The 21040-nt window shown below is 70.2% G+C and carries 18 protein-coding genes and 3 pseudogenes; 11 read left to right on the top strand and 10 right to left on the bottom strand.

Translation table 11 applies throughout. The features are described 5' to 3' along the window. Positions 1–59 precede the first annotated feature (59 nt). The gene (locus ACOJUI_RS05690) at positions 60–1721 is read right to left on the bottom strand and encodes a peptide ABC transporter substrate-binding protein (RefSeq protein WP_422117105.1); all 1662 of its coding nucleotides are present in this window, start codon (positions 1719–1721) and stop codon (positions 60–62) included. 190 nt (positions 1722–1911) lie between these two features. On the opposite strand from ACOJUI_RS05690, the pseudogene pgi reads away from it, so the two are divergent. Further along, positions 1912–3605, top strand: a pseudogene (gene pgi, locus ACOJUI_RS05685) (glucose-6-phosphate isomerase). A gap of 78 nt (positions 3606–3683) precedes the next feature. On the opposite strand, the pseudogene ACOJUI_RS05680 reads toward pgi, so the two are convergent. Next, positions 3684–5095 (bottom strand): annotated as a pseudogene (locus tag ACOJUI_RS05680) (MFS transporter). A gap of 142 nt (positions 5096–5237) precedes the next feature. Here ACOJUI_RS05680 and ACOJUI_RS05675 point away from each other — a divergent pair. After that, positions 5238–6812, top strand: a complete 1575-nt coding sequence (locus tag ACOJUI_RS05675; RefSeq protein ID WP_422117104.1) for a flotillin family protein — start codon at positions 5238–5240, stop codon at positions 6810–6812. Between the two features lie 233 nt (positions 6813–7045). Next, entirely contained in the window at positions 7046–8074 is a 1029-nt protein-coding gene (locus tag ACOJUI_RS05670; protein ID WP_422117103.1) for an ATP-dependent 6-phosphofructokinase, read from the top strand. Here the strand turns inward: ACOJUI_RS05670 and ACOJUI_RS05665 are convergent, their stop codons facing one another. The 3 genes from ACOJUI_RS05665 to ACOJUI_RS05655 form a co-directional block, all read right to left on the bottom strand. Beyond that, a complete protein-coding gene (locus ACOJUI_RS05665; protein WP_422117102.1) occupies positions 8075–9289 on the bottom strand; it encodes an acyl-CoA dehydrogenase family protein in 1215 nt (404 codons plus the stop codon). It lies immediately after the preceding gene. Between the two features lie 9 nt (positions 9290–9298). Continuing rightward, positions 9299–10138 (bottom strand): endonuclease/exonuclease/phosphatase family protein, encoded by an 840-nt coding sequence (locus ACOJUI_RS05660; protein WP_422117101.1) that lies wholly within the window; start codon positions 10136–10138, stop codon positions 9299–9301. A gap of 92 nt (positions 10139–10230) precedes the next feature. After that, positions 10231–11028, bottom strand: coding sequence for a cation-transporting ATPase (locus ACOJUI_RS05655; RefSeq protein WP_422117100.1), 798 nt, complete (start codon positions 11026–11028; stop codon positions 10231–10233). Between the two features lie 273 nt (positions 11029–11301). On the opposite strand from ACOJUI_RS05655, the gene ACOJUI_RS05650 reads away from it, so the two are divergent. Together ACOJUI_RS05650 and ACOJUI_RS05645 are read left to right on the top strand one after the other, a co-directional pair. Next, positions 11302–14442, top strand: coding sequence for a YhgE/Pip family protein (locus ACOJUI_RS05650; protein ID WP_422117099.1), 3141 nt, complete (start codon positions 11302–11304; stop codon positions 14440–14442). A 77-nt stretch (positions 14443–14519) separates the two neighbouring features. Further along, positions 14520–14684 carry a hypothetical protein gene (locus tag ACOJUI_RS05645; protein ID WP_422117098.1) on the top strand — a complete coding sequence of 55 codons (165 nt, stop codon included), beginning with the start codon at positions 14520–14522 and terminating at the stop codon, positions 14682–14684. Here ACOJUI_RS05645 and ACOJUI_RS05640 read toward each other — a convergent pair. Further along, a complete protein-coding gene (locus ACOJUI_RS05640; protein ID WP_422117097.1) occupies positions 14681–15688 on the bottom strand; it encodes an IS481 family transposase in 1008 nt (335 codons plus the stop codon). The genes ACOJUI_RS05645 and ACOJUI_RS05640 overlap by 4 nt on opposite strands. 131 nt (positions 15689–15819) lie before the next feature. Here ACOJUI_RS05640 and ACOJUI_RS05635 point away from each other — a divergent pair, with 131 nt between their 5' ends. Next, on the top strand, positions 15820–15924 hold the full coding sequence (locus tag ACOJUI_RS05635) for a hypothetical protein (RefSeq protein ID WP_422117626.1): 105 nt from the start codon (positions 15820–15822) through the stop codon (positions 15922–15924). A 7-nt stretch (positions 15925–15931) separates the two neighbouring features. On the opposite strand, the pseudogene ACOJUI_RS05630 reads toward ACOJUI_RS05635, so the two are convergent. Both ACOJUI_RS05630 and ACOJUI_RS05625 read right to left on the bottom strand, forming a co-directional pair. Beyond that, positions 15932–16564: pseudogene (locus ACOJUI_RS05630) on the bottom strand (recombinase family protein). After that, entirely contained in the window at positions 16557–16775 is a 219-nt protein-coding gene (locus ACOJUI_RS05625; RefSeq protein WP_422117096.1) for a hypothetical protein, read from the bottom strand. Before ACOJUI_RS05625 ends, ACOJUI_RS05630 begins: the two are co-directional and overlap by 8 nt. Before the next feature lie 712 nt (positions 16776–17487). Here ACOJUI_RS05625 and ACOJUI_RS05620 point away from each other — a divergent pair. The 3 genes from ACOJUI_RS05620 to ACOJUI_RS05610 are packed head-to-tail and all read left to right on the top strand — an operon-like array spanning position 17488 to position 18472. After that, positions 17488–17733: a hypothetical protein gene (locus ACOJUI_RS05620; protein WP_422117095.1), complete on the top strand. Its 246-nt coding sequence runs from the start codon at positions 17488–17490 to the stop codon at positions 17731–17733. An 8-nt stretch (positions 17734–17741) separates the two neighbouring features. Next, positions 17742–18167 carry a hypothetical protein gene (locus tag ACOJUI_RS05615; RefSeq protein ID WP_422117094.1) on the top strand — a complete coding sequence of 142 codons (426 nt, stop codon included), beginning with the start codon at positions 17742–17744 and terminating at the stop codon, positions 18165–18167. Beyond that, on the top strand, positions 18164–18472 hold the full coding sequence (locus ACOJUI_RS05610) for a winged helix-turn-helix domain-containing protein (protein ID WP_422117093.1): 309 nt from the start codon (positions 18164–18166) through the stop codon (positions 18470–18472). Before ACOJUI_RS05615 ends, ACOJUI_RS05610 begins: the two co-directional genes overlap by 4 nt. 204 nt (positions 18473–18676) lie before the next feature. On the opposite strand, the gene ACOJUI_RS05605 is transcribed toward ACOJUI_RS05610, so the two are convergent. Both ACOJUI_RS05605 and ACOJUI_RS05600 read right to left on the bottom strand, forming a co-directional pair. After that, positions 18677–19150: a TetR/AcrR family transcriptional regulator gene (locus ACOJUI_RS05605; RefSeq protein WP_422117092.1), complete on the bottom strand. Its 474-nt coding sequence runs from the start codon at positions 19148–19150 to the stop codon at positions 18677–18679. A 92-nt stretch (positions 19151–19242) separates the two neighbouring features. Further along, entirely contained in the window at positions 19243–19815 is a 573-nt protein-coding gene (locus tag ACOJUI_RS05600) for a recombinase family protein (RefSeq protein ID WP_422117091.1), read from the bottom strand. Between the two features lie 192 nt (positions 19816–20007). On the opposite strand from ACOJUI_RS05600, the gene cmtR reads away from it, so the two are divergent. Further along, entirely contained in the window at positions 20008–20367 is a 360-nt protein-coding gene (gene cmtR, locus ACOJUI_RS05595) for a Cd(II)/Pb(II)-sensing metalloregulatory transcriptional regulator CmtR (RefSeq protein WP_006590980.1), read from the top strand. Then, positions 20364–20966: a cadmium resistance transporter gene (locus tag ACOJUI_RS05590; RefSeq protein ID WP_016997609.1), complete on the top strand. Its 603-nt coding sequence runs from the start codon at positions 20364–20366 to the stop codon at positions 20964–20966. Before cmtR ends, ACOJUI_RS05590 begins: the two co-directional genes overlap by 4 nt. The last annotated feature ends 74 nt before the right edge of the window (positions 20967–21040 follow it).

Below are 21040 nucleotides of genomic sequence, written 5' to 3'. Positions count from 1 at the left end.
CGTGCGACAGCGGGAACCGGGCGGAGCCGATTCCCGCTGTCGCAGGGTGGGTCAGCAGGTCACTTGGTGATCTGGTGGTACAGCGGCACGGTGTCCCAGCCGTACTCCACGTTCCCCACCAGGGTGGAGTAGCCGCCGATGGTGTTCTGGTACCAGAGCGGGAGGACGGGCAGATCGCGCATGAGCAGCGCCTCCGCCTCCTTCCACAGGGCGATCGCGTCCTCCTCGGTCTCGGCCGCGAGACCGTCGGCCAGCAGCTGGTCGAATTCGGGGTTCTTGTAGTCGCCGTCGTTGGAGCCCTTGCCGTCCGCCGCGGCGGAGCCGTACAGCGGGCCGAGGAAGTTGTAGGCCGAGGGGTAGTCGGCCTGCCAGCCCGAGCGCCAGGTGCCCAGCAGATCGCGGTTGCGGATCTGCTCGCGCATCTCGCCGAAGGCGGGGAAGGGGGTGGGGGTCGCCTCGATGCCCAGCACGTTCGTCAGCGAGTTGCAGACGGCCTCGACCCAGTCCGCGTGGGGTCCGTCGGCGTTGTAGGCGAGGGTCAGCGGCCCGGCGAAGGGCGTGATCGCCTCGGCCTCGGCCCACAGCCGCTTGGCCTCGGCCTCGTCGAACTGCAGGACCTCGCCGCCGGGGATGTCGGTGGCGCCGCCGCCGGGGATCACCGGGGAGACGAAGTCCGTGGCCGGGGTGCGGGTGCCGAAGAAGAGGTTGTCGCAGATCGACTGGCGGTCGATGGCCCGCGACAGCGCCTGGCGGCGCAGCGCCCCGGCCTCGCCCTGGAAGTTCGGGTCGTAGCCCGGGAGGGTGACCGACTGGAACACGGCACCGGGGGCGTTGACGGCCCGCTCGCCGAGGTCGTCTTCGAAGGTGGCCAGCGCCGAGCCCGGCAGCTGGTCGACCACGTCGACGTTGTCGGACTGCAGGTCCAGGTACATCGTCTCCGGGTCCTGGTAGACCGTGAAGTTGATCCCGGAGTTCTGCGGGGTGCGGGGACCGTCGTAGCTCTCGTTGGGGACCAGCACCAGCTCCTGATCGTGGGTCCAGGTCTCGAGCTTGTACGGGCCGTTGGCCAGCGGGGCCTCGCCGTAGGCCTCGATGTCGTCGAAGGCCGTGGGGGGCAGCGGCATGTAGGCCGAGTAGCCCAGGCGGGTCGGGAAGTCCGACTGCGGGGAGACCAGGCGCACGGTGAAGGTGGTGTCGTCGACGACCTCGAGGCCGGAGAGGGTGGCGTCGGCGGCGACGCCCTCGGTGGAGAGCTCCGCGTAGCCCTCGATCGGCTCGAAGAAGTACTGGCCGAGCTGCGCGTTGGCGGCGTTGGCGCCGAAGTTCCAGGCGCTCACGAAGTCCTGCGCCGTGATGGGGGTGGAGCCGTCGGAGTAGGTCAGGCCCTCCCGGATCGTGATGGTCCAGTTCTGGTTGTCCTCGGACTCGATCGACTCCGCGAGGTCGTTCTCGGCGGTGCCGTCGGCGGTGTAGTACACCAGGCCCGCGAAGATCATCACGATGATGCGGCCGCCGCCGACCTCACCGGTGTTGGTGGGGATCAGCGGGTTCTCGGGCTCGGTGGTGTTGGCGTAGATCGGCTCGCCGGTGCCGCCGGCCGCGGCGCCGCCGTTGTCGCTGCCGCCGCCGGCTTCCTCCTCGCCGCCGCAGGCAGCCAGGGTGAGGGCAGCGGCACCGCCGGCAGCGGTGCCGAGCATCATGGATCGTCGCGAAATGGCCATGGGATGGATCTCCTGAAGATGACTCGTCGTCGAGTACCCGCCCCGGATCTCGGGCGGTACCGACCCCAGTCTGCACTCTCGTTTGTCAACGTTTATCCACCTGTCGGTAACGCTTCGGTCTCGGCGCCCCTTCCGCCGGGCGTCGGGCGCGGTGCCTGCAGGCACGGCGTCCGGGGTGTTCAATGGCCGTATGACTGCTGCTACCTCTTCCTCCGCCCCCATCGACCCGACCGCGACCGACGCCTGGGGAGAGCTCGAGGCGCACCGCATCGAGCTCGACGGCACGCTGCGCGAGTGGTTCGCCGCCGATCCGCAGCGCGCCGAGCGCTTCACCCACGACGCCGCCGACCTCCACGTCGACCTCTCCAAGAACCTCGTCACCGAGCGCACCATGGCGCTGCTGCTCGAGCTCGCCCGTGAGGTCGGCGTCGAGCAGCGACGCGATGCGATGTTCGCCGGCGAGCACATCAACACCACCGAGGACCGCGCGGTGCTGCACACGGCCCTGCGCCGCCCGGCCGGCTCCTCCCCCGCGCTCGAGGTCGACGGACAGCGCATCGACCAGGACGTGCGCGGGACCCTCCACCGGGTCTACGAGTTCGCCGAGCAGGTCCGCTCCGGCGAGTGGACCGGGGTGAGCGGGAAGCGGATCGAGACCGTCGTGAACATCGGCATCGGCGGCAGCGACCTGGGACCGGTGATGATCTACGAGGCGCTGAAGCCCCTCGCCCAGGAGGGCCTGACGGCCCGCTTCGTCTCGAACATCGACCCCACCGACGCGTTCGCGACCACGCGGGACCTCGACCCCGAGACCACGCTGGTGATTGTCGCCTCCAAGACCTTCACCACCCTGGAGACCCTCACCAACGCCCGCCTGGTGCGCGAATGGCTGCTGACGGGACTGCGCGAGAACGCGGGCCTGACCGCCGAGCAGGAGAGCGAGGCCGTGGCCAAGCACTTCGTGGCCGTCTCCACCGCGCTCGACAAGGTCGAGGCCTTCGGCATCGACCCCGCCAACGCCTTCGGCTTCTGGGACTGGGTGGGCGGGCGCTACAGCGTCGACTCCGCGATCGGCACCGTGCTGGCGACGGTGCTGGGCCCCGACGTGTTCGAGGAGCTGCTGGCCGGCTTCCACGCGATGGACGAGCATTTCCGCCACGCCCCGGCCGAGCAGAACGTGCCGCTGCTGATGGGTCTGCTGAACGTGTGGAACGTGAACTTCCTGGACGCGGAGACCCACGCGGTGCTCCCCTACTCCCAGTACCTGCACCGCTTCCCCGCCTACCTCCAGCAGCTGACCATGGAGTCCAACGGCAAGTCGGTGCGCTGGGACGGCTCGCCGGTGACCACCGAGACCGGCGAGGTGTTCTGGGGGAGCCCGGCACCAACGGCCAGCACGCCTTCTACCAGCTCATCCACCAGGGCACCCGGGTGGTCCCGGCGGACTTCATCGCCTTCGCCACCCCGAACCATGCGCTCGCCGACGGCGAGCAGGACGTCCACGAGCTGTTCCTGGCGAACTTCTTCGCCCAGACCAAGGCGCTGGCCTTCGGCAAGACCGCCGAGGAGGTGCGCGCCGAGGGCACCGAGGGGGCGCTGGTGGCCGCCCGCGCGTTCACCGGCGACCGCCCCACCACCTCGATCATGGCGCCGCAGCTGACGGCCGCGGTGCTCGGGCAGCTGATCGCGCTGTACGAGCACATCACCTTCGTCCAGGGCGTGGTGTGGGGCATCAACTCCTTCGACCAGTGGGGGGTGGAGCTCGGCAAGCAGCTCGCCAAGGAGCTCGCCGGCGCCGTCGCGGGCGATGCGGAGAAGATCGCCGCCGAGGATCCCTCCACCGCGGGCCTGATCCGCTACTACCACCAGCACCGCGAGGGCTGAGCGAGGCGCGTCACAACGCACCGCAGGAGGGCGGCACCGACCAGGTGCCGCCCTCCTGCGGCGCTCGGGGCGCGCGGATCAGGCCAGGTAGTCGACCTCGCGCGTCTCCTTGCCGATCACCAGGGCCACCAGGGTGGTCACCGCGGCCACGCTCAGGTACCCGCCCACCAGCCACAGCGAGCCGTCGAGCAGCTGCCACAGGGCGATCATCGCGTAGGGCGCCGGGGCCGCCCCCGATCACGGAGGCCATGTTGTAGCTGACTGCGCTGCCGGTGTAGCGCACATCGGCGGTGAACATCTCCGGCAGGAACGCCGCCATCGGCCCGAAGGTCAGTCCCATCAGCGTGAACCCGAGGATCAGCGCGGCCATCACGCCGACGGTGCCGCCGTGCATGAGCGGCTCGACCAGGAAGCCGAAGAGCCCGATCCCCACGGTGACCCCGATCAGCAGCGTCCGGCGGCCCAGGCGATCCGCGAGCGGGCCCGAGACCAGGGTGAAGACGCCGAAGAAGAGGACGCCGATGATCAGCATGGTGAGGAACTGCGGCCGCTCGTACCCCAGTCCCGGCACGAAGCCCGCCGCGTCGAAGGCGGTGCCGGAGGCCTCGGCGGCGGCGCGGGCCGCTCCCGCATCGGCCGCGGTCGTGCCGACCACCATGAGGAAGGCGGTCATCAGGTAGAAGAGCACGTAGGTCGCGACCATCGCGACGGTCGCCAGGATCAGCGGCCTCCAGGAGCTGCGGAAGACCCGCGCGATCGGCACCGCGGCGACCCGCTGCTCATCGATCACCTTCTGGAAGGCGGGGCTCTCCATGAGCCTCAGACGCACCCACAGCCCCAGGACCACCAGGAGCGCCGAGAGCAGGAAGGGCAGCCGCCATCCCCAGGACAGGAACTGCTCCTCGGTCAGCTGCAGGCTGAGCACCACGAAGAGCAGGTTGGACAGGATGAACCCGATCGGGGCGCCGAGCTGGGGGAAGGTGCCGTAGAGGGCGCGCCGGCCGGGCGGGGCGTTCTCGGTGGCCAGCAGCGCCGCCCCCGACCATTCGCCGCCCAGGCCGATGCCCTGGCAGAAGCGCAGCAGCACCAGCAGGGTCGGGGCGATGACGGTGAAGCCCGGGGTCGAGGCCGTGGGCAGCACCCCGATCAGGAAGGTCGCGATGCCCATCACCAGCAGGCTCGCCACCAGCGTGGTCTTGCGGCCCACCCGGTCCCCGAAATGACCGAAGACCAGCGATCCCAGCGGTCGGGCCACGAAGGCCACGCCGAAGACGGCGAAGGAGCTCAGCAGCTGGTTGGCCGGCGTCTGGGTGGGGGAAGAACAGCGCCGGGAAGACCAGCGAGGCCGCCGTCGCGTAGGCGTAGAAATCGAAGAACTCGATCGTGGTGCCCACCATCGAGGCCGTGATGACGCGGCCGCGGGTGTTGGCGGGGGCGGCGGCCGGGGCCGACGGGGCGGAGGGGGGTGACAGGGGTCCGGTGGTGCTCACGGCGGACGACCATAGACCCCATGTTCCGCCATGCGGACACAGGGGTCGGATCATGAGACGGCTGCGGTTCCGGGATAACGGCCCGGCCGGTCCCGGTCGATGGGAGAATGCCTCGGACGCCTGAACTCATCGAGGGGAACCCATGGAAGCACTGATACCTGTCGTCGGCGTGATCGTCGCCGTCGTCGTCGTCATCCTGATCGCGGCGATCATCCTGATGCGCAGCTACCGCATCGCCGCGCCCAACGAGGCGCTGATCATCACCGGCCGCAATGCCAAGGCCAGCCCCACCGGTGACATCGACCTGGAGTCCGGCAGCGCGCGGGTGATCATCGGCGGCCGCGCCATCGTGCGTCCCATCGTCGACCGCGCCTTCGTGCTGAGCCTGAGCTCCCGCCAGATCCCGGTCGAGGTCGAGGGCTACTCGATGAACGGCATCTTCCTGCGTCTGCGCGGGGTGGCGCAGGTGAAGGTCGGGGGCAACGTGGACGACGTCCGCAAGGCCTCCCAGCGCTTCCTCGACCAGCAGCAGCAGATCGACCACTACACCCAGGAGATCCTCTCCGGCACCCTGCGCGCGGTGGTGGGCACGCTGTCGGTCGAGCAGATCATCCGTGACCGCGCCTCGTTCGCCAGCCAGGTGCAGGCCGAGGCCGAGCACTCGATGAACAACCAGGGTCTGGTCATCGACACCTTCCAGATCTCCTCGATCGAGGACGACGGCTCCTACCTGCGCGACTGGGGACGCCCCGAGGCCGCCCTGGTGGCCAAGCGGGCCGCGATCGCCGAGTCGGACGCGAACCGCGAGTCCACCCAGGCGACCAACCTGAACCTCCAGCAGGAGGCCGAGTCGAGGCAGGCCTTCGATCTGCGCCAGGCCGAGATCAAGGAGCAGACCGACGCCCGCCAGGCCGTGGCCGACGCCTCCGGTCCCCTCGCCCGCGCCGCCCAGCAGCAGCGGATCATCGAGCAGGAGGAGCTGATCGCGGTCCGCAACAGCGACCTGCGCGAGAAGCAGCTGGTCGCCGAGGTCCACAAGCCGGCCGAGGCGAAGCGCTACGCCGAGCAGCAGGATGCGGACTCCAGGAAGTACGCCCGCATCGCCGAGTCGGAGGCCCAGCTGCAGGACGAGCGCAACCGCGCCGAGTCCCGCAAGGTGACCGCCGACGCGGAGGCGCATGCCATCGAGGCCCGCGGTCGGGCCGAGGCCGAGGTCGAGCTGCAGCGCCGCTCGAAAGACGCCGAGGCGGTGCGGCTCGAGGGCCAGGCCGAGGCCGACGCGCTGCGCGCCAAGGGCGAGGCCGAGGGCGCGGCGATCCGCGCCAAGGGCGACGCCGAGGCGGAGACCACCCGAGCCCGCGCCGAGGCGTACAAGCAGTTCAACGACGCCGCGGTGCTCAACCAGGTGCTCGAGGTGCTGCCCCAGGTCGCGAACGAGCTGGCCTCCCCCTACTCGAACATCTCCAACCTGTCGGTGTTCTCCACCGACGGCGAGGCCAAGATCGGCCAGAACATCTCGGTGGGTCTGGCCCAGGTGCTCGACATGGTCCGGTCCACCACCGGCGTGGACTTCCAGGACACGCTGCAGCGCGCCGCCGAGGGCGGTCGCACGGTGCGCGTCCAGGCCGAGCAGGCCGCCGACGCCGAGCGCACCGCTCCCTCGGCCGACAGCAGCCCGGTCGACGGCACCGCGGACGATCGGGCCGCCACCACCTGAGCCGACCCGCCCCGGCCGCGAGCGCCCCGGTCCCTCCGCGTGGAGGGGCCGGGGCGCTCCGTCGTCGGGCCGAAGATCCTCCCCTCCACCTGCGCATCGTCCGTAAGCTGGCCCCACCGGCGCGGGCGCCGCGCCGCCCCCGGGTCCCTGGAGCGGAGCGGATGCGTCCAGGAACCCGAGCCGTCCGAGCATCCCCCGACCCGTCCCGACGACGAGAGAAGCGAGCCCCTCGCATGAAGATCGGAATCCTGACCTCCGGCGGCGACTGCCCCGGCCTGAACGCCGTCATCCGCGGCGCCGTGATCAAGGGCGACAAGCTCTTCGAGGACGAGTTCATCGGGTACCGGGACGGCTGGCGCGGGGTCATCGAGAACGACTGGATGACGCTGCCGCGGCGGCGGGTGCGGGGCATCGGCCGCATGGGCGGCACCATCCTGGGCACCTCGCGCTCGAACCCCTTCGCCGACGGGGAGGACGGCGCGGAGATCGTGCGGCAGCACCTCGACGACAACGACATGGACGGGATCATCGCGATCGGCGGCGACGGCACCCTGTTCACCGCCAACCGGCTGTTCCAGGCCGGGATCCCGGTGGTCGGGGTCCCCAAGACCGTCGACAACGACCTCGACGCGACCGACTACACCTTCGGCTTCAACACCGCGGTGGAGATCGCCACCGAGTCGCTGGACCGCCTGCGGATGACCGGCGACTCCCACCACCGCTGCATGGTCGCCGAGGTGATGGGGCGCAGCGTCGGCTGGATCGCCCTGCACTCGGGGATGGCGGCCGGCGCCCATGTCATCTGCCTGCCGGAGTTCCCGCTGAGCATCGACGAGATCTGCACCTATGTGCGCTCGGCCTTCGACCGCGGTCGGGCGCCGCTGGTGGTGGTCGCCGAGGGCTTCGTGCCCCGCGACGCCCCCGAGGGGTTCATGGACTACGACCTCGACGAGTTCGGCCGCCCGCGCTTCGGCGGGGTCGCCTCGGCGCTCGCGCCGATCATCGAGGAGCGGCTGGGCATCGAGTCCCGCGCCACCGTGCTCGGGCACATCCAGCGCGGCGGGGAGCCGACCGGCTACGACCGGGTGCTGTCCACCCGGCTCGGCACCTCGGCGGTGGACCTGGTCCACTCCGGCGGCTTCGGACGGATGGTGGCGCTGCGCGGCACCGAGATCGTGGACGTGCCGCTGACCGAGGCGATCGACTCGGTCAAGAAGGTCCCCGAGTCCCGCTGGCGGGAGGCGCAGATCCTCTTCGGCTGATCAGCGCCACGCCGGACGCGGCGCGCCGCTCTCCCCGATCGGCCCGAGCAGCGCCTTGGCGTAGGAGGCGTGCACGGACTCCTCGTCGGAGGGGTGGTACATGGCGGCGCGGACGTCGCGGGAGAGCCGCTCGAGCTCGCTGCGGCGGAAGAACTGGGAGCCGCCGCTGGCGCGCAGCACCTGGTCGACCGCCCCGATCGCGGCCTCGGTGGCGCGGGCCTTGACGCCGGAGAAGTGCAGGAACCAGCGTGCCCCGTGGTCGGTGGTGCCCGGGTGCTGGCGGCCCTCCCCGAGGGCGTCGAGGTCGGCCATCAGCTTCTCGATCTGCAGGATGGAGCCGTCCACGGCGATCGCCGCGTCCGCCAGGCGCCAGCGGATGTCGGGGTCGTCGGCGTGGACGATGCCCTTGGTGACGCTGCGGCGGACGCCCGCGAGGTCGGCACCGAGGGTGATGGCCCGCTCGCCGAGGCCCGTGTAGACGGAGGCGATCAGCAGCTCGAAGGCCCCGAAGATGCCCATCACGAAGGCATCGGGGTTCGGGCCGACCGGGGTGTGGGTGAGCACCTGCTCCGGACGGAGCGGCGCCGCGTGGAGCCGTGTGGTGCGGGACTGGGATGCGCGCATGCCGTGAGTGTCCCAGTCGTCGAGCACCTCTACCTCGGCGGTGCGCTCGAGCACCCCGAAGACCAGCCGCGGATCGACCTGGGTGGGGGCCGCGACGCGCCCGTGGACCACCAGGCGGTCCCAGACCGGGGCCAGCGAGGTGAAGATCTTGGTGCCGGTGATCAGGTAGCCGCCGTCGGCCTGCCCCTCGGCGCGGGTCGAGGAGTCGAACAGCATCGCGTCGTTGCCGGCCTCGGAGATGCCGAAGGCGAACAGCCGATCGGCGGCGGCCTCCTCGAGCACGGTCCGCACGGCGTTGTGGCCGAGCCGGTGGGCGTGCAGGGCGGCGCCGGTGACCACCAGGTGCATGTTCATCGCGAGCGCGGTGGCGGGGGCGGCCTGGGCCAGGCGGCGCTGGACGCGGGAGGCCTCGAGCAGGCTCGCGCCCATCCCGCCGAGCTCGGTGGGCACCAGCAGGCGCAGGTAGCCGCGCTCGCGGAGCTCGGCGAGGTCCTGCTCGGGGAAGGTGTTGTCGCGGTCGTGGACCGCCGCGCGGGCATGGAACGTCTCCAGCAGGGAATCGGGCAGCAGGTCCTGGGCGATGGTGCTCATGCCTCAACGCTAGTCCAGCGCCGCCGCGGTGGGCGCGGGACTGAGCACCGTCGCCACCACCGGGCGGTGGTCGGAGGAGCCGCGGGCTCCCACCGCCAGGGCGGTCACCACGGCGTCGCCCCGCACCCAGAGCGCGTCGATCCGGCGCAGCGGGAAGCGGGAGGGATGGGTCGCGCCGAGCACGATCCCCGTCCGGCGCAGGGCCGCCACGAGCCGGCGCAGCGGCCGGAGGGCTGCGGGTCGCCGACGGGCCGCCTCGGTCTGGGCAGCGGCCTCGCGCCATCCGCCGGCGGCGAGGGCGGCCAGCTCGGGGGCGGCGGGGTCGGTGTTCACGTCCCCCATCAGCACGGCGGGCCCGGCCAGGTCGCGGGCGAGGCGGAGGATCCCCTGGACCTGGACGGCGCGGTGCGCGCGCAGGACGGGGCTGAGGTGGGTCACCAGCACGTCCAGCGTCCCGCCGTCGCGGTGGCGGATCCGGCCGTGCAGCACGCCGCGCGGCTCGCTCGGCGGCGCCTGGTCCGGATCGGCGGGCAGCAGGTCCAGGCGGTGGCCGAGGATCTCGTGCCGGGTCAGCAGGGCGAGGCCGTAGCGGCGCCTCGAGCCCCCGGCCTGCAGCGGCGCGAGGTCGATCGTGGCGCCGTAGCGGACCTCCATGCCGAGCAGCTCGGCGAGTAGGGCCGGCTGGTCCTGGTGCTCGGAGCGGGAGCCGAAGCGGTCGTCGACCTCCTGCAGGCCGATCACGTCGGCGTCCAGGGCGCGGATCTCCTGCGCCGTGCGCGTGAGGTCGACCCGGCCGTCGTCGCCGAGTCCGTGGCGGATGTTGTAGGTCGCGATGCGCCACGAGGTCATCGCGTCACCGTACCGTGCAGGCCCGGGGGGGCAGCGGGGTGGACTGCCGGCCCCGGCCCGCTCCCCCGAGGACCGCTCCGGCACGGCGCTGCTCACCGCCCGAACAGGTCTCCGAGGCCGAGATCCGAGATCCGGTCGCCGACCCCGGAGAGCTGTTCCCCGGCGTCCGTGACGCTCCCGCCCAGCCCGTCGGTCATGCCGTCCAGGTCCTCGAAGCTCTCGGTCATGCCGCCGAGATCAGACCCCAGATCCTCCGTCAGGGCATCGACGTCGATTCCCGCGCCCAGAGCGTCCTGCAGCACCGACGCCCCGACGGAGGTCACGACCGCACCGCCGGCGACGACGGCGAGCAGGCCGCCGGCCGCGCCGACCGCGCCGGCCCCGAGCGCACCTGCTCCCAGAGCCCTCGTCCCGCCGCGCGAGCGGCCCAGCATCCTCGTCAGCCGGCGAGGATCGAGAGCCGCCAGCCGGGTCGCCGACCGGGCCAGGTCCTGCGGGGCCTCGGTCCGGGGTCGCTCACCGTCCGGGAGCTCCGAGCGCATCGTCGTCGCGAGCTGGGAGCGCTGGTCGGGGGTGAGGTTCTCGAAGGCCTCGCGATGTACCCGCTCGAGCTGGTCGGGCTCTGCTGTGCGCACGAGGTAGTCGTAGCGGGCGATCGCACGCCGGTCCGTCTCGGAGAGGGCGGCGGACGGGGTGGTGCCCCGCGGCGGGGTCGCCCGTGCGGGACGTTCCGTGGCCGGGGTCGAGGCGCTGCCGTCGCCGGTGAGGGAGTCGGCGGCGCTGCGGACCATCGAGCGCCAGTCAGAGGTCCGTCCTGAGCCGGCCGAGCCGGAGCTCTTCGAGTCGAGGGCCTTCTGTGCGGTGCCGAGCAGGCGGCGAAGAGTGCTCACGTCGGTCCTTTCCGGTCGTGGTGGCGCCCGGGTCGTCCGGGCATCGCCCGAGGATGACGGCCCTGCCTCCGTGCGAGCAGGGTCCGCGCCCGGAACTCCCTGGGAGCCGGCGCCCTCGACGCGTCATGGACTGCACGCCGCGCCGTGCAGAAGCGGTCCTGGACCGGACCGGGGTACGGGGCGACAGGCGCGGCAGGCGCGGCAGGGGTCGTCCGTACCACATTCCGTACCAATCGGTGACAACGCTCGATACACGAACGTATCGTGTGCTTGGTGTCCTCACTCCTCCGTGCATTCATCACCGCCGTCTCCACCATCCTCGGGACCGCGGGCCGCGCCGTGGCGTCGGCTGCCCGTGCCGTCACCGGTGCGCTCGCCCGCGCCCTCGGAGCCACCGGCCAGGGGCTCGCCGCCCTGGGCCGCGGGGCGATCGCGCTGCTGCCGGGCGAGTGGAAGAAGCCGATCGCGGCCCTGTTCGTGACCGGTCTCGCGCTGGTCCCGCTGGTCTACTCCGGCAACATGACCTGGTCGTTCCTGGATCCCAGCAACAACCTGGATCAGATCACGGCTGCCGTGGTCAACGAGGACGAGGGCGCCACGGCCATCTCGCCGGACGGTGAGGAGAGCGAGCTGGACGTGGGCGGGGAGTTCACCGACACGCTCCTGGGCCTGGACAAGGAGACCGTCTACCGCTTCGAGGCGGTCTCCCCCGCCGAGGCGCGTCAGGGCCTCGAGGACGGCAGCTACGGCGCCACGGTCGAGATCCCGTCGGACTTCTCCGCGAACATCGCCTCCCTCGGCGGGGACGCCGAACCCGCGGCCCCCGCCCTGCTCACCGTGACCACCAACGACTCGGTGAACTACGTGGGCGGCAACTTCACCAAGTCGGTGGGGACCGCGCTGACCGACTCGCTGCGCGCGAGCGTGCTCGAGCAGTACCTGGGCCAGATCTACGTGGGCTTCACGACCATCCACGACGGCATCGGCGAGGCCGTCGACGGCGCCGGCGAGCTGACCGACGGGGCCACCACTCTGCACGAGGGCACCGGCGAGCTGGTCGACGGCAGCGCCGAGCTGGCCGACGGCACGGGGCAGCTGGTGGACGGCAGTGCGGAGCTGGCCGACGGGGCGGACACCCTGCACACGGGCAACCTGGACCTGGTGGTGGGCCTGGACCAGCTGAGCACCGGCGCGGTCACCCTGGGCGACGGCGCCGCGCGGCTCGACACGGGCGCCCGGCGCCTCAGCACGGGCCTGGTGACCCTCGACGAGAACGGGCAGCCGCTGCGCAGCGGTGCCCAGCGACTGGCCTCCGGAACCTCGCAGCTCGCCACCGGGGCGGGCACCCTCGCCGACGGCGCGGGCCGGGTCGCCGAGGGCACGCAGCTGCTCGACGAGACGGTCACCGCCGCCCAGCAGCGCGCCGACGAGCTCGGGGTGACCCCCGACAGCGTGGAGCGCACCAGCGAGGACCTCGTCACCGCGATCGACACGCTCGAGGGCATCGCCGCGGACCTGCCGGGGCGGCTCGCCGACCCGGTCGCCGCCGCCGGCACCGTCTCGGAGACCAGCACCGCGCTCGACGACGCCGCCACCGGGGTCGACCAGGCCGCTCAGGACCTCGACCAGGCCACGACCGACCGCACCGAGGACGCCCGCACCCTCCGCGACGGCGCCACCACCATCGGCGAGGACGCCGCCGCGCTGGACGAGGACGTGCAGACCGCGGAGGAGGCCGCCACGACCGCCTCGGCGAGCGCCACCACCAGCGAGCAGGGCGTGCGCGACTTCACCGAGCAGGTGGACGATCTCGCCGCTCGCTGCGAGGACTCCGGCGCCGAGGCCTCCTTCTGCGAGGAGCTCGCCGGCACGTCGGGCTCCTCGCAGCAGGTGCGCGGCGACGCCGAGCAGACGTCCGCCGACGCCGCCACGGCCGAGAAGGCCGCCACCACCGCGGCCGAGCGGTCGACCGCCCTCGAGGACACCGCGACCGGCATGAACGACGCGGCGGAATCGATGGTCACGTACTTCGAGGGCGTCTCCGAGACCACCTCGTCTCTCGCCGAGGGCACCTCCTCCCTGGCCGAGAGCAGCGGGACGCTCGCCGAGGACGCCTCGATGCTCGCGGAGGACCTCACCGCCCTGCGCGAGGACGCCGTCACGGCGGCACCCTCCCCCGAGCACGGTGCGAGCGCCTCCGATCTCGCGGCGAGTCTGGCGGAGCAGGCCCGCACTGCAGCGGAGGCCCTTCCCCAGGCCTACTCCGCCCTCGAGCAGGGCGCTCAGGACGCGCGCCGCCTGAACTCCGGGGCCCAGGAGGTGTCCTCGGGCGCCGAGCGGCTCGCCGAGGCCGGCGGCACCGCGAGCGACGGCGCCCGGACCCTCTCCGAGGGCGTCATCGAGTACACGGACGGGGTGGGCACCGCCCGTGGCGGCGCCGAGCAGCTGGCCGGCGGCACCGGTCAGCTCGTCGACGGCTCCCGGCAGCTGGCCGAGGGCACCTCGGAGGCCGGCGCCGGTGCGCAGCAGCTCGCCGACGGCGCCGGGCAGCTCGCGGACGGCGCCACCCGTCTCAACGACGGCGCGGCGCGGGTCGACGACGGCGCGAACGCGCTGGCCGACGGGGCGGTCGACCTCGAGGACGGGGCGGGCCGGCTCGCCGACGGCTCCGACGAGCTGCGCGACGGTCTCGCCGACTCGCAGGACGACGTGCCCGCCTACACCGAGGAGGAGGGCGACGCGCTCTCGGAGACGGCCGCCGAACCGGTGCAGATGAGCTTCGTACGTGCCCACGAGCTCGGCCGCTTCGGCGAGGGCCTCGCGCCGCTGTTCCTCGCGATCAGCCTGTGGGTCGGCGGCATGGCCATCTTCCTGATGATGCCGCCGTTCTCCTCGGCGGCCGCCGCCCGCGGCGTGCCTCCGGTGCGGCTGCTGGCCGGCGGTCTGGTGCCCGCCCAGCTGCTGGGCCTGATGCAGACCGCCATCGCGGTGTGCGCGCTGCACTGGCTGGTGGGTGTCTCGATGCACGACCTGCCGCTGCTGCTGGGGCTCGCAGCGCTGACCTCGATGGTGTTCGTCGCGCTGAACCACGGCTTCGGAGCCCTGTTCGGGCCGGTCGGGAAGTTCGTCGCGCTGGTGCTGATCGCCCTCCAGATCTCCGGGGCCGGCGGCACCTATCCGGTCGCGACCCTGCCGCAGTTCTTCCGGGTGATCCACCCGTACCTGCCGATGACCCACGCCGTGGACGCCTTCCGCGGGGCGATCGGCGGCGGCTGGATCGACCCGTCCGGTGACCTGCTGTGGCTGGCGGGCTGGCTCGTGGTCGGTGTCTCCCTCGGTCTGGGCGGCGCCATCGCCCAGCGCCGTCGCGCCCTCGCCGCCGGCCCGCTCGCCGGCGCCGTGCCGATCGCCTGACCCGACACGGGCCACGGCCGCCGACCGTGGCCCGCCGTATTCCTCACCAGCCGCGGTGCGCTCCTGGCGTCGGATAGATGTCCACGCTGCCCGTGGCGAGCGGCACCTCGGCGATCGCGCTTCTGCTCAACATCGTCTTCGACGACTCTCCCGGGGAGTACGTCGCGCTGGCCTTCGCCATCGCCGCCCTCGCCTGCGCCGTCGGATACCTGGCGCGTCCACAGCGACACCGCAGCGACTAGATGTATGAGGTCATGACGTTGTCGACACGTTCGTGGACGCGGGTGGCCGGGGGCTGATCAGCGCAAGCGGTGTGCGGCCGATGATAGTTGTAGTGGTGGACCCAGACGCTGATCGCTTCGCGCCGTTGGTCCTCGGAATAGAACGGGCGGGCGTAGAGGCATTCCTCGGTGAGCAGCCGCTGGTAGCGCTCGACTTTCCCGTTGTGTCGGGGCGTGTAGGGGCGGGTCCGCTGGTGCCGGGAGGCGTGGGCCCGGACGGTGCGGACGAAGGTGCGGGCGCGGTAGTTGGAGCCGTTGTCGGTGACCACCCGGACCAGGCGGGTGATGCCGTGTGCGGCGAAGAACGCCCTCGCTCGAGAGAAGAAGCCGATCGTGGTTTGGGCGGTCTCGTTCTCCAGGGCCTCGGTGTAGGCCAGGCGGGAGTAGCCGTCGATCGCGGAATGCAGATAGGTGTAGCCGGCGCGCTGCCTGTGGGCGCGCTTGCCGGCCAGGGTCTGGGTGCTGCCGCGGCCGTGGATCCGCCAGCCGCCGCCGTCGGGGATCTTCCCGACCTTCTTGACGTCCAGGTGGAGCATGTGGCCGGGGAAGCGGGCGGTGATCTTCCCCGGTTCGCGGTTGTTCTCTCCGGTGGGGTCGAGGTCGCGGCGCCGTGAGATGCCCAGGCGTTCCAGCCATCTGCCGATCGTGCGGACGCTGCAGGCGTAGCCGCGGTCGGCGAGCTCGAGGGCGATCCGGCGGGCGGACCACTTGTGGTCCCGTCGCCAACGGTCGATCAGCTCGATGACCTCGACCGGAAGTCGGGACGGGCGCCTGGCGGGGGCGCTGGTGCGATCTTCCACGGCTTCGAGCCCATCGGCGCGGTAGCGGTGCACCCACTTCGTGAGCGTCGAGCGGGCGATCCCGGCTTCTCCAGCGACGTGGGCGATGGCCCGGCCGTCGACTTCGACACGGCGAACCAGGCGCTGTCTTCTAGCAGGGGTCAGCGGGGAATTACGGTGGGTCATGGAACGGGTCTCTTCCGGCGGATGGACGGCTTCAGCACCACCCATCGTGCCGGTCAGGGGCCCGTTCCTTCATCCCCGCTCCGTGACTACAACGTCATGACCCGCAACACCTAGTCAAGGCCCATCGCGCACTGGACGCAGTAGTCGATCGCGCCTTTGGTGCCAGGCGGGCTTGTCACTCTGAGCAGGAACGTCAGGAAGTTCTTTTCGCACGCTACGCAGAAATGACAGCTTGACTGGCTATCAGTCCATCGGTAGCTCAGGCTGCTCAAGATAGCGGTACAGCATGGATCGGCTGATCCCGTGCTCACGCGCTATTTGGACTTTAGGGGTGCCGGCGAGGGCGGCGTTGCGGACGGAGCGGATCTGTTCACTCTCGAGTGTGCGGGGCCGGCCCTTGTAGACGCCGCGCTTCTTCGCGGCGGCGATGCCCTCGGTTTGGCGCTGGCGGATGAGCTCGCGCTCGAACTGAGCGAAGGCGCCCATCATGTTCAGCTGGAACGAGGCCATCGGGTCCGTATCGCCGGGGGCGAAGGTGAGTCGCTCTTTGAGGAACTCGATGCTCGCGCCCTTTCTGGGGTGCTGCTCGGTGTGTTCGGTGGGGTCGCCGGTGATCTGCTGGACGATGTCGTTGAGGTCGATGACCGAGCGGGCGAGACGGTCCATGGAGGCGACGACGACATGGTCGCCGTGGCGGACGTGCCGGATCAGCGCCTGTAGCTGCGGACGGTCGACCGCGCTCTTGCCGGACTAATTCTCGGTGAAGGTCTGGTCGCACTCCCCCACCGCTTCGAGCTGCCGCGCGAGGTTCTGGCCGGCGGACGAGACTCGCACGTACGCGACTCGCTGACCGGAGGGGCGAGAAGTCTCAGCCACGTCCGCTCCGCATCCCGCGCCGGAACCCAATGATGGCGGCGACCAAGAGGAGCCCCCCGGTGACCATCAGGAGCGAGCCTGCGATGGCGCTGCGCGGGATCGTGACGTCGCCACCGAATACCGAGAGGCCAAGAGCGGCGACCGCGATCGCCAACAGAACATCTCGGAAACCATTGACGCGAGCCCTGCGGACACGAAGTGAGTCACTCATGTCATAGACCCTAGCCGAGACATGTGCCAAAAGCCGATATCGGACCCTGTGGAACAGGGGTGATGTCTCACGGGCGGCTGTCGCTTTTGGGTATACCCCATCAGGACACAGTCGCCCGAGTTCTGACTGTGGAGGTCGTTACGCCGGACGGTTGCCGTGTCGGCCGCGGTCGATCACGGCCTGCAGGCCGACCGGGTCGGCTGCGTATCCCAGGTCTGTCGCGGATCTCCAGGCGCCGTAGAGCTCATAAGCTTCGAGTGCCGTCTGCGGGTCGAGAGGCTCCGCGACTGCCTCCAGCGCTAAAGGAGCGTCTGCGTCATATCGCGTCTCGGTGCGATGGTGAGTCGTCCCCACAGCTCGGTCGGCGGCGACCATGCGATGAACAAGGGCTTCTTGGATGACGCCCAGGATGAGGTGGAGGCCGATCAGGTGGCTTCCGCGGCCGAAGCGCACCGCTGCGAGGGCAGTGTCGAAACGAACGTCCCATGGAGCCGGACGTCGATGGAGAGTGCGGTACGCCCGGGGAGCGCCACGGATCATGTGCCATCTGCATGTGCAGCCGTCTCCAGCCGAGTTCACGGCGCTCCACTGACCCTCACGCGAGATCCCGAGCCCGCACAAACTCGCCATACCGCATGTACTTGCTGGCTTGGAAAGTACTTGTTAAGGTAGGGCCTTGTCGGCAGGGCATACACCTCTAGGAGGACGCATCGTGAATGACACCGCGAACACGACGAACACCGCCCGCATCGGGAACCTCCGCCTCAGCCTCCAGTGGGCCTGGTTGGGTCCCGTCGCAGGCATTGCCTGCATGATCGCACTGGTCATCATGGGCCTGGTGACGCACACCCCGGGCATGACAATCATGGCCGCATCGCTCGCTGCGGTGCTCGCCAGCATCTGGGTGAGCGTCAACGCATCGTTGCGCCGCAAGATCGTTCAGGCAGAGCAGGCGTAAGCACGGCCATGAGCAACGACCCCACTCCCGACGAAGCACAAGCGCTCCTGGCTCAGGCCTCCCAGTCGGCATCGACCACGAAAGCCGGATCGAGCTGGCCGCAGATCGCGGGGCTCCTGACCCTCGGAGCAGCATCATCGCTCGCACTGCCCGCGATCGCGTTCGCTCCTAGTAGGTCAATCGCACTTCCCGTCGTGCTCGTGATGGTGTGGATCGCGGCCGCCGTCATGTTCATGATGGCCTTCAACCGATCGGTGAAGCGCGGCTTCAGCAAGCGCTGGTTGTTGACGATCGCCACCTGGGGTGTCTGCTGGGTCGCCGGCATGCTCGGCGCCTCGATCTGGTTCGTCGGACAGATGTGGTTCCTCGCAGTCGCCTGTGCGGCCCTGACGCTCGTCACGATGCTCGGCGCCTGGGTCGAGGCGACGCGATGACCGTCGAGCACCCTCGGCATCAGCTCGTCGAGGCACTGACGCACCCGGTCCGCTTCTCGCTTGTGGCCGCGCTGAACGCCGTCGACAGCATCGACTTCGCCACTGTCAGAGATCAGCTGCAGGTCAGTGACTCCGTGCTCAGCAGACAGGCCGCACAGCTCGAAGAACTCGGCATCATCGAGATCAAGAAGGGCTACGTCGGCAAGCGGCCCCGCACCTGGCTCGCCCTCACCCGCAATGGTCGCGCGCAGTGGGCCGCCCACTTGAACGCCCTTCAAGCGATCGCGCGCGGCGAGACGGTGTAACTCGGCGCCTGCAGGCGCCACCCCGCCAGAACGGCGACGCTCTAGCGAGAATCAATGTAACGGCGTCTTCTTCGGGTACACCCCATAAGGACAGGCGGGACGTGGAGAGCGCTCCGAGTCTTCATGCTCCCCGAGCGGGTTGCGGCCTTCGTGAGGCCGAGAACCGCTGGCACACCGTAGAGGACCGTGTCAGAGACCTCTGGATCAGTTCTCGAGCGCGGGTTGGAGGAACGCTCGCAGGAGCTTGGCGAGGTCCTCGAGCGGTGAATCGTGGTGCAGCTCTTTCTGCATGGCACGGACGGTCTTCTCCCGCACGGCGTGGCCCAGTACCAGGTCCATGAAGGCACGGCCGGCGAAGGGCGGATCGATACCCGCCCGCATCTGACCGTTCTCGGCGAGCTGAGCGAAGCACTTTTCCAAGATGTGCTCATGCACGCGCCGCAGCCGGGACATCCGGTATCTCCCCGGGTGATCCTCGCTGACCGCGTCGGTGGTGAGCATCGCCAGCAGTTGCATCGTGTGCGATGCGGGGTGCCAGATCTCCATCAGACTGTTCAGCATCGCGGTGGAATCCACTGCAAGACCATCAGCGCGGTCCAGGGCCTCTTGGGCGTGAGTCTCGAGACGGTCGATCACCGCATCCAGCAGAGCTTCCTTGGAAGCGAAGTGGTGCAGCATCCCTGGGTGCGAAAGTCCTACGCGCCGTGCGATGTGGATGAGATGGCTCAGTGGCGGGTTTCTGTGATCGCTCAGTGGTGGTGCTTGGGCGGTCAGGAGGTGGTCGTGGTGCGGCGCAGCTCGCGGTAGATGGTGGTGCGGGAGACGTTGAACAGCTCGGCCAGCTCGGCTTGGGTGTGCTCGCCGGCGGCGTGCAACGTCAGCAGGTGCTTGCGCTGAGAGGCCGAGAGCTTGGGCTTCTTGCCCTTGAGCTTGCCCCTTGATCTCGCGATGGCCATGCCCTCGCGGGTGCGCAGGCGGATGAGGTCCGCCTCGAACTCGGCCACCATGCCGAGCACGTTGAACAGCAGCCGGCCCACGGCGTCGTTGGGGTCGTAGACGCTGCCGCCGAGACTGAGCGCGACTCCCTTGATGGTGAGCTCGTCGGCGATGTCCCTCGCGTCCGGGAGGGAGCGTGCTAGTCGGTCGAGCTTGGTCACTACCAAGGTGTCGCCCTCCCGGGTCGCGGCCAGCGCTTCGCGCAGCCCGGGGCGGGCGCGGTTCGTTCCGGTCAGGCCGTGGTCGAAGTAGATGTTCTTGCTCTCGACTCCGAGGCGCTCGAGCGCTTCCCGTTGGGCGGAGAGATCTTGCTCGAGAGTCGAGACGCGCGCGTAGCCGACATGCATGTCCCCATTGTTGCAGTTGCCCTCCCCTCACCGCCCATGTCACCGTACGGGTCTTGCGTACATGACGATCCCTCGCAAGAAGTCGTCGAGGAGCGAGCTCTCTCGACGTACGGTGAAGGATCCCCTTACGGGCATGCGATCTGGGCTGACGCCTGTGACCGAGTGTTCAGTGCGCGCTGTATAGTTCAGTCCATGCTGACTATTGCTTCGCGTCTCGACGTGATGAACCGCCTGGGTCGTGCACTGGCCGACCCCACTCGATCCCGGATCATCTTGACCCTGCTCGACCATCCCGCTTACCCGGCGGAACTGGCCCGAGATCTGGACCTGACACGCCCGAACGTGTCCAACCACCTGGCATGCCTGCGCGATTGCGGGATCGTCGTCTCCGAGCCCGAGGGTCGTCGGACACGATATGAGATCGCCGATTCGCACCTGGCGCAGGCGCTGACGGCACTGGTCGATGCCACCCTGGCAGTGGACGAAGACGCCCCGTGCATCGATCCCGCCTGCTCGCTTCCCGGATGCGACGCAGCTGGGGAGGGCGCATGATCCTCACCTCGGTCTTGCAGGCGATGGGCCTGTTCGCAGCGACCAACATCGACGACATCATCGTGCTCTCCCTCTTCTTCGCGCGAGGGGCAGGCCAGCGCGGCACTACCGCCCGCATTCTGGCCGGCCAGTACCTCGGATTCGCCGGCATCCTCGGTGCCGCGGTCCTGGTGACCATCGGTGCCGGAGCATTCCTGCCCTCGGCAGCCATCCCGTACTTCGGTCTCATCCCTCTGGGCCTCGGCCTCTGGGCCGCATGGCAGGCCTGGCGCGGAGACGATGACGACGATGACGACGAGGCCAAGGTTGCCGGCAAGAAGGTCGGCGTGTGGACCGTCGCAGGCGTCACCCTTGCCAACGGCGGCGACAACATCGGCGTCTACACCCCTGTCTTCCTCAGCGTGGAACCTCTCGCAGTAGTCGCCTACTGCATCGTCTTCCTCGCGCTCGTCGCGGTCCTGGTGGCCCTGGCAAAGTTCGTCGCCACCCGCCCCCCGATCGCCGAAGTGCTCGAACGCTGGGAGCACATCCTCTTCCCCATCGTTCTCATCGGCCTCGGCATCGTGATCCTCGTCAGCGGCGGAGCCTTCGGACTCTGACGTAGCGGCAGCGATCCAAACGGCCCCGACCGGGCGCACCCCTGGGACTGATGCACGAGTAGGTGTCAGCTGGG

The sequence above is a fragment of the Brachybacterium sp. UNK5269 genome (genome assembly GCF_049266655.1).
GTDB lineage: Bacteria > Actinomycetota > Actinomycetes > Actinomycetales > Dermabacteraceae > Brachybacterium.
The sequence above is the reverse complement of the archived record's forward strand: the minus strand, read 5'-3'. Positions and strand labels throughout refer to the sequence as shown.

Excerpts from the sequence above, each read along its gene's own strand:
- ACOJUI_RS05610 (WP_422117093.1), top strand. The coding sequence starts at position 18,164 with ATGACCGTCGAGCACCCTCGGCATCAGCTCGTCGAGGCACTGACGCAC.
- ACOJUI_RS05625 (WP_422117096.1), bottom strand. The coding sequence starts at position 16,775 with ATGAGTGACTCACTTCGTGTCCGCAGGGCTCGCGTCAATGGTTTCCGA.
- ACOJUI_RS05660 (WP_422117101.1), bottom strand. The coding sequence starts at position 10,138 with ATGACCTCGTGGCGCATCGCGACCTACAACATCCGCCACGGACTCGGC.
- ACOJUI_RS05690 (WP_422117105.1), bottom strand. The coding sequence starts at position 1,721 with ATGGCCATTTCGCGACGATCCATGATGCTCGGCACCGCTGCCGGCGGT.
- ACOJUI_RS05615 (WP_422117094.1), top strand. The coding sequence starts at position 17,742 with ATGAGCAACGACCCCACTCCCGACGAAGCACAAGCGCTCCTGGCTCAG.
- ACOJUI_RS05665 (WP_422117102.1), bottom strand. The coding sequence starts at position 9,289 with ATGAGCACCATCGCCCAGGACCTGCTGCCCGATTCCCTGCTGGAGACG.
- ACOJUI_RS05605 (WP_422117092.1), bottom strand. The coding sequence starts at position 19,150 with ATGCTGCACCACTTCGCTTCCAAGGAAGCTCTGCTGGATGCGGTGATC.
- cmtR (WP_006590980.1), top strand. The coding sequence starts at position 20,008 with ATGCTGACTATTGCTTCGCGTCTCGACGTGATGAACCGCCTGGGTCGT.
- ACOJUI_RS05600 (WP_422117091.1), bottom strand. The coding sequence starts at position 19,815 with ATGCATGTCGGCTACGCGCGCGTCTCGACTCTCGAGCAAGATCTCTCC.
- ACOJUI_RS05640 (WP_422117097.1), bottom strand. The coding sequence starts at position 15,688 with ATGACCCACCGTAATTCCCCGCTGACCCCTGCTAGAAGACAGCGCCTG.
- ACOJUI_RS05590 (WP_016997609.1), top strand. The coding sequence starts at position 20,364 with ATGATCCTCACCTCGGTCTTGCAGGCGATGGGCCTGTTCGCAGCGACC.
- ACOJUI_RS05675 (WP_422117104.1), top strand. The coding sequence starts at position 5,238 with ATGGAAGCACTGATACCTGTCGTCGGCGTGATCGTCGCCGTCGTCGTC.
- ACOJUI_RS05645 (WP_422117098.1), top strand. The coding sequence starts at position 14,520 with ATGTCCACGCTGCCCGTGGCGAGCGGCACCTCGGCGATCGCGCTTCTG.
- ACOJUI_RS05670 (WP_422117103.1), top strand. The coding sequence starts at position 7,046 with ATGAAGATCGGAATCCTGACCTCCGGCGGCGACTGCCCCGGCCTGAAC.